This is a genomic window from Corallococcus llansteffanensis (genome assembly GCF_003612055.1).
GTDB lineage: Bacteria > Myxococcota > Myxococcia > Myxococcales > Myxococcaceae > Corallococcus > Corallococcus llansteffanensis.
The window spans coordinates 1-7,244 of sequence record NZ_RAWB01000506.1 but is presented as its reverse complement, the minus strand read 5'-3'; the positions used below and the strand labels follow the sequence as shown (position 1 = coordinate 7,244).

At 70.5% G+C, this 7,244-nt stretch carries 6 protein-coding genes and 2 tRNA genes; 4 read left to right on the top strand and 4 right to left on the bottom strand.

Annotated features, from left to right (window positions below; all coding sequences use genetic code 11):
* Nucleotides 1-362 precede the first annotated feature (362 nt).
* The 4 genes from D7V93_RS33405 to D7V93_RS33390 all read left to right on the top strand — a co-directional run bounded on the left by D7V93_RS33405 (nucleotide 363) and on the right by D7V93_RS33390 (nucleotide 4,135).
* Entirely contained in the window at nucleotides 363-2,369 is a 2,007-nt protein-coding gene (locus D7V93_RS33405) for a S1 RNA-binding domain-containing protein (RefSeq protein WP_120647229.1), read from the top strand.
* A 102-nt stretch (nucleotides 2,370-2,471) separates the two neighbouring features.
* Nucleotides 2,472-2,545: transfer RNA gene (locus tag D7V93_RS33400), tRNA-Met, on the top strand.
* 79 nt (nucleotides 2,546-2,624) lie between these two features.
* A tRNA-Met gene (locus D7V93_RS33395) sits at nucleotides 2,625-2,698 on the top strand.
* 222 nt (nucleotides 2,699-2,920) lie between these two features.
* Nucleotides 2,921-4,135 (top strand): esterase/lipase family protein, encoded by a 1,215-nt coding sequence (locus D7V93_RS33390; protein WP_120647228.1) that lies wholly within the window; start codon nucleotides 2,921-2,923, stop codon nucleotides 4,133-4,135.
* Between the two features lie 9 nt (nucleotides 4,136-4,144).
* On the opposite strand, the gene D7V93_RS33385 is transcribed toward D7V93_RS33390, so the two are convergent.
* The 4 genes from D7V93_RS33385 to D7V93_RS33370 all read right to left on the bottom strand — a co-directional run.
* A complete protein-coding gene (locus tag D7V93_RS33385) occupies nucleotides 4,145-5,209 on the bottom strand; it encodes a patatin-like phospholipase family protein (protein WP_120647227.1) in 1,065 nt (354 codons plus the stop codon).
* A gap of 47 nt (nucleotides 5,210-5,256) precedes the next feature.
* Complete coding sequence (locus D7V93_RS33380) at nucleotides 5,257-5,463, bottom strand: hypothetical protein (protein WP_120647226.1); 207 nt, start codon at nucleotides 5,461-5,463, stop codon at nucleotides 5,257-5,259.
* Between the two features lie 112 nt (nucleotides 5,464-5,575).
* On the bottom strand, nucleotides 5,576-6,307 hold the full coding sequence (locus tag D7V93_RS33375; RefSeq protein ID WP_120647225.1) for a 2OG-Fe(II) oxygenase: 732 nt from the start codon (nucleotides 6,305-6,307) through the stop codon (nucleotides 5,576-5,578).
* Between the two features lie 80 nt (nucleotides 6,308-6,387).
* Nucleotides 6,388-7,244, bottom strand: an 857-nt coding sequence (locus D7V93_RS33370; RefSeq protein ID WP_120647224.1) for a DNA topoisomerase IB, incomplete at its 5' end; no start/stop codon positions are given.

Genomic DNA, 7,244 nt, shown 5'->3' with positions numbered 1-7,244 from the left:
GCACCCGGTGGTGGGCCTGGTGGCGGTGGCGGTGCCCTTCGGGGTCGTCTACTTCGCGGTGGCCGCCGGGCTGGGCATCCCGGAAGCGAGCGCTGTCTTTCGCAAGGTCGGCCGGCGCCTGAAGCTCGTGCGCTAGACGCGGTGCGGCGCCCGGTGGGACGGCTGCCCGCCAGGCGATGCTGGGGGGCTGGAACGGAATGCAGGACAGGCCCCTTTCGGTTGCGATAGGAGGCCGATTGTGGGGGGAGGTCCGTATGCGGCTTCCTCCCGACATGGCGCGCGTGTAGAGTGCGCCGCCTTTTTCAAGAGGCCCTGACTTCACGGGAGTCCGGGGTCGAAATCGTCAACGGAAGGTCTCGGCAGTGAGCGACGAGAAGAGCGGCGGAAATTCGGGCGGTCCTGGCGGTTTCGGTCCCAAGAAGCCGAAGGCCACGTTTGGCGACGTGATGCTGGGCATCCCTTCGGGGGGCCAGGGCAACGAGCGCGGCGGTGGCCGTGGCGGCGGAGGCCGTGACGAGCAGCGCGGTCCGGGACGGGAGCGTGGGGCGCGCGATGCTCAGGCGCCGCGTCCCCAGGGCGACGCGGGTGCTCCTCGCGGTGGGCGCCCCGGCGGTGGTGGCGGCGGCGGCGAGAAGCGGGGCGGTGGCGGCGGTGAGCGCCGTCCGTCCGGCCCCATGGTCGTCGTGAAGCGGGCCTCCGGCTCCATCGAGACGCGCGCGCTGGAGGGTGACAAGCCCACTGACGCGACCGCGACGGCGGAGCAGACGGGCGCCGAGGCGCAGGCCTCTGCTTCCTCCGCGACCCCGACGCCGCGCCCGGTGACGCCGACCCCCGCGCCGCCGAGCCCCCTGTACGAGGAGGTCCAGGAGTCCGAGTCCTTCGCCGACATGTTCGAGGCGCAGGTCAAGGACGGTGGGGCTCCCGGTCGCCGGGGTGTGCGCGTGGGCGAGAAGGTCGCCGGCGCCATCTTCCAGCTCGGCGCGGACACCGCGTTCGTGTCGCTGGACGGCTCCGCGAAGTCGGAGGCGATGATCGAGCTGCGCGAGCTCAAGGACGACGAGGGCATCCTGCGCTTCGGCGTGGGGGACCGCATCGAGGCGCACGTGGTGGAGATGGGTGCCCGGGGCATCCTCCTCAGCCGCGCGCTGGCCAAGGGCAACGCGTCCATGGCGATGCTCGCCGAGGCCCGCGCCACCGGCATGCCGGTGGAGGGCATGGTGCTCAGCGTCAACAAGGGCGGCGTGGAAGTCGCCATCGGCGACATGCGCGCCTTCTGCCCCATCAGCCAGCTGGACATCCGCTTCGTGGAGAAGCCGGATCAGTTCATCGGTGAGAAGCTCCAGTTCCGCGTCACCGAGGTGCGGGACCGCAACATCGTGCTGTCGCGCCGGTCCCTGCTGGAGGACGAGCAGCGGAAGCTTGCGACGGAGACGCGCAAGACGCTGGCCGTGGGCAAGACGGTCAAGGGCAAGGTCTCCGGCGTGCGCGACTTCGGCGTGTTCGTGGACCTGGGCGGCGTGGAGGGCATGATCCCCGTCTCCGAGCTGTCCTACACGCGCGTGGGTCACCCCAGCGAGGTCGTGAAGCAGGACGACGACGTGGAGGTGGAGATCATCCGCATGGAGGAGGGGCAGCCCAACTCCTCCGACAAGGCGAAGCAGAAGGAGCGCATCACCCTGTCGCTGCGCTCGCGCCAGGAGGATCCGTTCAAGAAGGCCCTCGAGGAGCTGCACGAAGGCGACCGCCTCCAGGGCAAGGTCGTCCGGCTGCAGCCCTTCGGCGCCTTCGTGGAGCTGCGCCCGGGCGTGGATGGCCTGGTGCACATCTCCGCGCTGAGCGACCGGCGCATCGCCCACCCGCGCGACGCGGTGAAGGAGGGCGAGGTCATCTGGGTGTCCATCGAGAAGATCGACCCCAACGACAAGCGCATCGGCCTGCGCCGCATCTCCGAGGAGGAGGCGCAGCGTCCTCCCGAGGAGCGTCCGGCGAAGGCGGCCACGACGGCCACTCCCGCGCAGGCCCCGGCGCCGCGCCCGAAGGTGGGCGACGTCGTCGTCGGCAAGGTGGATCGGCTGGAGCCCTACGGCGTGTTCCTCGCGTTCCCGGGCGGCAAGGGCCTCATCCCGGCCAGCGAGACGGGCACCGACCGCGGCACGGACATGCGCAAGCACTTCTCCATCGGTCAGGAGCTGAAGGCGGCGATCATCGACATGGATCCGGCCGGGAAGATCCGCCTGTCCATCCCCGGCGCCATCCGCGCCGAGGAGCGCGCCGAGGTCGAGGCGTGGCAGAAGACGCAGAAGCCGGTGGGCTCGGGCAAGAAGGGCTTCGGCACCTTCGCGGATCTGCTGAGCAAGCTGGGCAAGTAGTGCGTCACTCGCTCTCGGCGCTCCCTCGCCGCAATGCGGTGGGGCGCCGAGAATAGAGTTGACGGTGACGAGAGGCAGATGTACTTACCCTCTCGTTCTCGCCGCGGGGTGGAGCAGCCTGGTAGCTCGTCGGGCTCATAACCCGAAGGTCGCAGGTTCAAATCCTGCCCCCGCAACTTGAAAGACCAGGGGTCTGGTTGAAATGAAAGACCAGACCCCTGGTGTTTAGCTTCAGAAGCAAAGGCAGCACGGTGACGCGGGGTGGAGCAGCCTGGTAGCTCGTCGGGCTCATAACCCGAAGGTCGCAGGTTCAAATCCTGCCCCCGCAACTCTGGAGAGGGCCCCGGTGGAAACGCCGGGGCCCTTTCTGTTTTTCGCAGCCTGGCTGCGCACCGCCCGCTGCGTCTCCCTCCTCCCCACGCATCCCTGAGCACGACCCTGCGGCTGCTTCGTCGCGTGCGCCCGGGCCTGCGTTGACCTTGGACCTACTCACGGGTAGGTTACGGTTCGGTAGGTTGCTTGCGGGGAAGCTGCCTGCGGGGTGTGAGGCCATGACGAGTGATTCCCTTCGTGGTGAGCGGAAGAACGCGGATGCCTTGCGAGGTGCCAGCCGGCTGGCGGTGCAGGCCACCCAGGGCGTGATTGGAATCGTCCAGGAGATGCACTGCACCATCGCGAGCGGGCCCGCGCTTCTGGGCAGGCCGTTGGAGCGACCGGTGCGCGCCTTGACGGGGCTGCTCTACGCGACGCTCCAGGGCGTCACGCAGCAGGTCGGGGCGGGGATCGACGCCGTGCTCGCGCAGCTTTCGCCGTGGCTGGGTGACAGCGCGCCCGGGCCCCAGCGGGAGGCGGTGATCGCCGCGCTGAACGGGGTGCTGGGCGACGCTCTGGACGCGAGCGGCAACGCGCTGGCCATCCCGATGGCGTTCCGGATCAACGGCCAGCCGCTGCGACTGGAGCCCTGGGCCCTGCGCGAGGCCCTGCCCACGGCGACCGGCAGGCTGCTCGTGCTGGTCCACGGCTCCTCGATGAATGATCTGCAGTGGAGCCGGCTCGGACACGACCATGGGGCCGCGCTGGCCCGCGACCTCGGGTACACGCCGGTCTACCTCCACTACAACAGCGGCCTGCACGTCTCTCGCAACGGGCGCGCGCTCTCGGAGATGCTGGAGCAGCTGGTGGCCGCGTGGCCCGTGCCGCTCGAAGAGCTGACGCTCCTCGGACACAGCATGGGTGGGCTCGTGTCGCGGAGCGCTTGCCTCGCCGCGGAAGCGGGAGGACAGACCTGGCGGCACAAGCTGCGCCGGCTCGTCTGCCTCGGCACGCCGCACCATGGCTCACCGCTGGAGCGGACCGGGAGCTGGGTCGATGTGCTGCTCGGCATCAGTCCGTACAGCGCACCGTTCGCGCGCCTCGGGCAGATCCGGGGGGCGGGCGTCACCGACCTGCGCTTCGGCAACGTGCTCGATGAGCACTGGGAGGGCCGGGAGCGCTTCGGGTGGGGTGGCGATGTCCGCCGTCACCTCGCCTTGCCAGAGGGCGTGGCGTGCTACGCGATCGCCGCGACCTCCGCGCAGGAGCTGGCGGAGCGGCTTCCCGGGGACGGGCTCGTCCCCGTGGACAGTGCGCTCGGAAGGCACCCGCAGCCGGAGCTGACGCTGCGGTTCCCCGAAGCGAATCAGCGGATCATCCTCCGCGCGAACCACCTGGACCTGCTCAACCACGCGGAGGTCCAAGCGGCGCTCCAGACCTGGCTCGCATCCTGAAGGGGTGAGCTACAGCGGTTGGACGTGCTCCGCGATGCGGCCCGTGGCGATCAGCTCGCGCAGCTCGTCGCCCAGGCGCTCGCCTTCGGTCAGCACCTGCTTCCAGGCCCGGATCCGGTCGTCGTCCTTCATGCGGGTGAAGTCCGCGCGATCCGGGATGCGCTTTCCAGGCAGTCGCTCCAGGTGCGCGGGCGACGGCGCGATGATCAGTGCGCGGCGGAAGTTGAGCGGCCCCGCGCGCCGCCACTTCAGCGACTTGTCGAACCAGCCGGGGACGACGTACGGGTAGAAGTGCGGGTAGAGCACCAGCCCGTCCCCCGTGCCGTAGTCCACGTCCAGGTGGTAGTCGACGACGCCGCCGTCCCGGTACGTCCCCGGCGGGGCTCCGGGAATGTCGTGGACGCCCGCGATGACGAGCGGGATGGAGGCGGACGCGAGCAGGGAAGGGCGCAGGTTGTCGCGCGTGAGCGGAAGGTGCGCCGACGGCAGGTCCTTGAGCCCGGCGAACGGACTGCTGTCCCCGGCGGTGTGGAAGAGCACGCGCTGCATCTGGAGCCCGAGCGTCCGGCGGCTCACCGCGTTCGCCAGCGCCCCGAGCACGAAGCCCGTGAGCTGCGCTCCGGACTGCTCCACCGCGAGCAGCCCCTTGCACCGCGTCGTCACCACGTGCAGCCGCGCCCACGGGTGCGTGAGGATCTCCTCCGCGCCGTCCGGCCCCAGGAGCACCTCAAGGATGCTGGCGCTCGTCTCGCTGACGAGCGACGGCGGGGGCTTGGGCGGGTAGCGCTGATCCAGGTACGCGTCCGCGAACCGCTTCATCGCGGCCACCGGATCCTTCTGCGCCAGACACGCCAGTCGCCAGCTCCCGATGGAGCTGCCGATGAGGTGCAGTGGGCGGCTGCGGGGCTGCTGGAGCAGCTCCCCGAACAGCACGCGATCGATTCCCTCCAGCGCCAGCCACTTGGGGCCGCCCGAAGCGCCGGGAAGGATGTCCACGTCCTCCGCGCGCAGCCCGCGTTCCCGGAGGATGCGGAGGGCGTCAGGACCTGCCAGCAGGGTGAGGCTTTGACTCATCGCGGGCGCGGAACCTAGCAGGCCCGGACGCCGGAACAGGCCCGCGTTCAGCGGGGGTCGTCGTCCTCCGGCGGCTCCGATTCCAACGGGTTGAACGTCACCACCCGGTGACCGTCCGCCGCCTGTGGGGGACGGACCTCTTCCAGCTCCTCCGGGTTCCGGGGCGCGCGCTCGGAGAAGTTGTCGTTTTCGAGGTGCCGCTGACGCTGCTCGCTGGTGCCGCCGTAGCCCTCCTGCAGCTTTTTTCCAGCCATGTCCGTGCTCCCTCGCAAGCGTGAATCTCAACAGTCGCTACGGCGCGCGGGGGCCGCAAGCGGGGACCTGCCTGAGTGCTTGGACGCCCCTGGGACGGGCTCCGGCCGGGCGTCACTCCTCCAGCGTCCCCACGGAAGGGGAGGTGCCTTCGCGCTCACGCTGGGCCTGCAGGTAGGCGGAGAAGCCCGCCTTGGACTGGATGCGGAACCCGGGGATGCGGGCGAGCACCTTGTCCGTGAACGCGTACTGCTCACAGACGAGGCTCGCCCGCTGTGCCCCTTCGGGGCCGCCCGTGAAGGCTTGCACCTCGTGCGCGAGGTCGCCCCGGAAGTGGACCAGCAGGCCCGGCTCGGGCGCTATCTCCCCCTGGGACTCCTTTTCACGGAACAGCCGCAGCGCTCCGCCCTGGGCCTCGGGGGGCACGCGCAGGTAGAGCACGCTCACGTGCGCGGGCGTCGCGTGCCGCAGGCCGCTCGGCTCCTGCAACGTCGCGTCGATGTGGCGCCCCACGGGCGTCCCGGCGTCCAGCAGCAACAGGTTCAGGTAGAAGGCATTCGGACGGCTGGGCGCGCGGGCGCCGAACCAGCGCCACCTCGGCCGCGGCACCAGCTCCCAGGCGCTGTCGCCATCGAGGATGCAGCGCAGGTACGCGGACAGGAACGGAAAGCGCTCCTCCAGCGTCGCGCGGCCCGCCTGCGTGAAGATGAACGAGAAGCCCCGGCTCGCGCGGAAGGTGCCCATCAGCGGACTGCGCGCGACGAAGCGGGAGCCGAGCAGGGCGTCCCCGAGGGACTCCAGTTCGGCGCGCGGCAGGGCGTCGCGGTGGGTGACGTACTCGGGCACGGACCGGACGCTAACGCCTTCCGGGGGGCGGGGAGAATGGGCCCGTCCCGGTCGCCTCCCTTCCGGGCGTCCCCCTCGCGCTACACGGCGGCCTGCTTCGAGCCGCCCTTCGGCCTGCCCAGCATGTGGAGCAGCGCCTTCTCCGAGCAGTGCATGCCCTCGCCCGCGTGCGCCGCCAGCTCGTCCACGGACTTGAAGTAGCGGTCCACCACCTGGCCCCGCTCGAAGAGGGCGAGCACCGACGGGTAGATGTACGACGCCCGGGCCACTGCGGGCGTGTTGCCCAGGTGCTCGGAGGCCTCGCGCACCGCGGACACCATGCTCTTCTTGAGCACGGTCTTCTGCTTCACCGGAGCGCAATCCCCCTCTGCCTTCAACGACTCGCGGGACCGCGCCAGCGCGCACGCGCAGATGAGCGTGCCGGCCCAGGTGCGGAAGTCCTTGGCGCTGTAGCCGGGCCCCATCACCTCCTGGATGTATTCGTTGAGGTGCCGGCGCCGCACGTCCACCACCGCGCCGTCGTCCAGCACGAACTTGAAGACGTCGCGCCCGGGCACCTTCAGCAACTGCCGCACGAGCGTGGCCACGCTCCGGTCCCTGAGCTCGCGGTGCTGGCGCACGCCCGACTTGCCCGGGTAATCGAACACCAGCGTGTCGCCCTTCACCTTCACGTGGCGGGCCCGCAGCGTGGCGAGCCCGAAGCTGCCGTGCTCCTCCGCGTAGCGCTCGCTGCCAGGACGGATGAAGCACGTGCCCAGGATGCGCAGCATGCCCGCGAGCACGCGCTCCCGGCCCAGCCCCCGCTTGCGGAGATCCGCGTTCACCCGCCGCCGCATCTTCGGCAGCGCGCGCGCGAAGCCCACGATGCGCTTGAACTTCGCGTCCTGCTGCCGCTGCGTGTGCGCCTCGCTGTAGCGGTACTGCCAGCGGCCCGCCC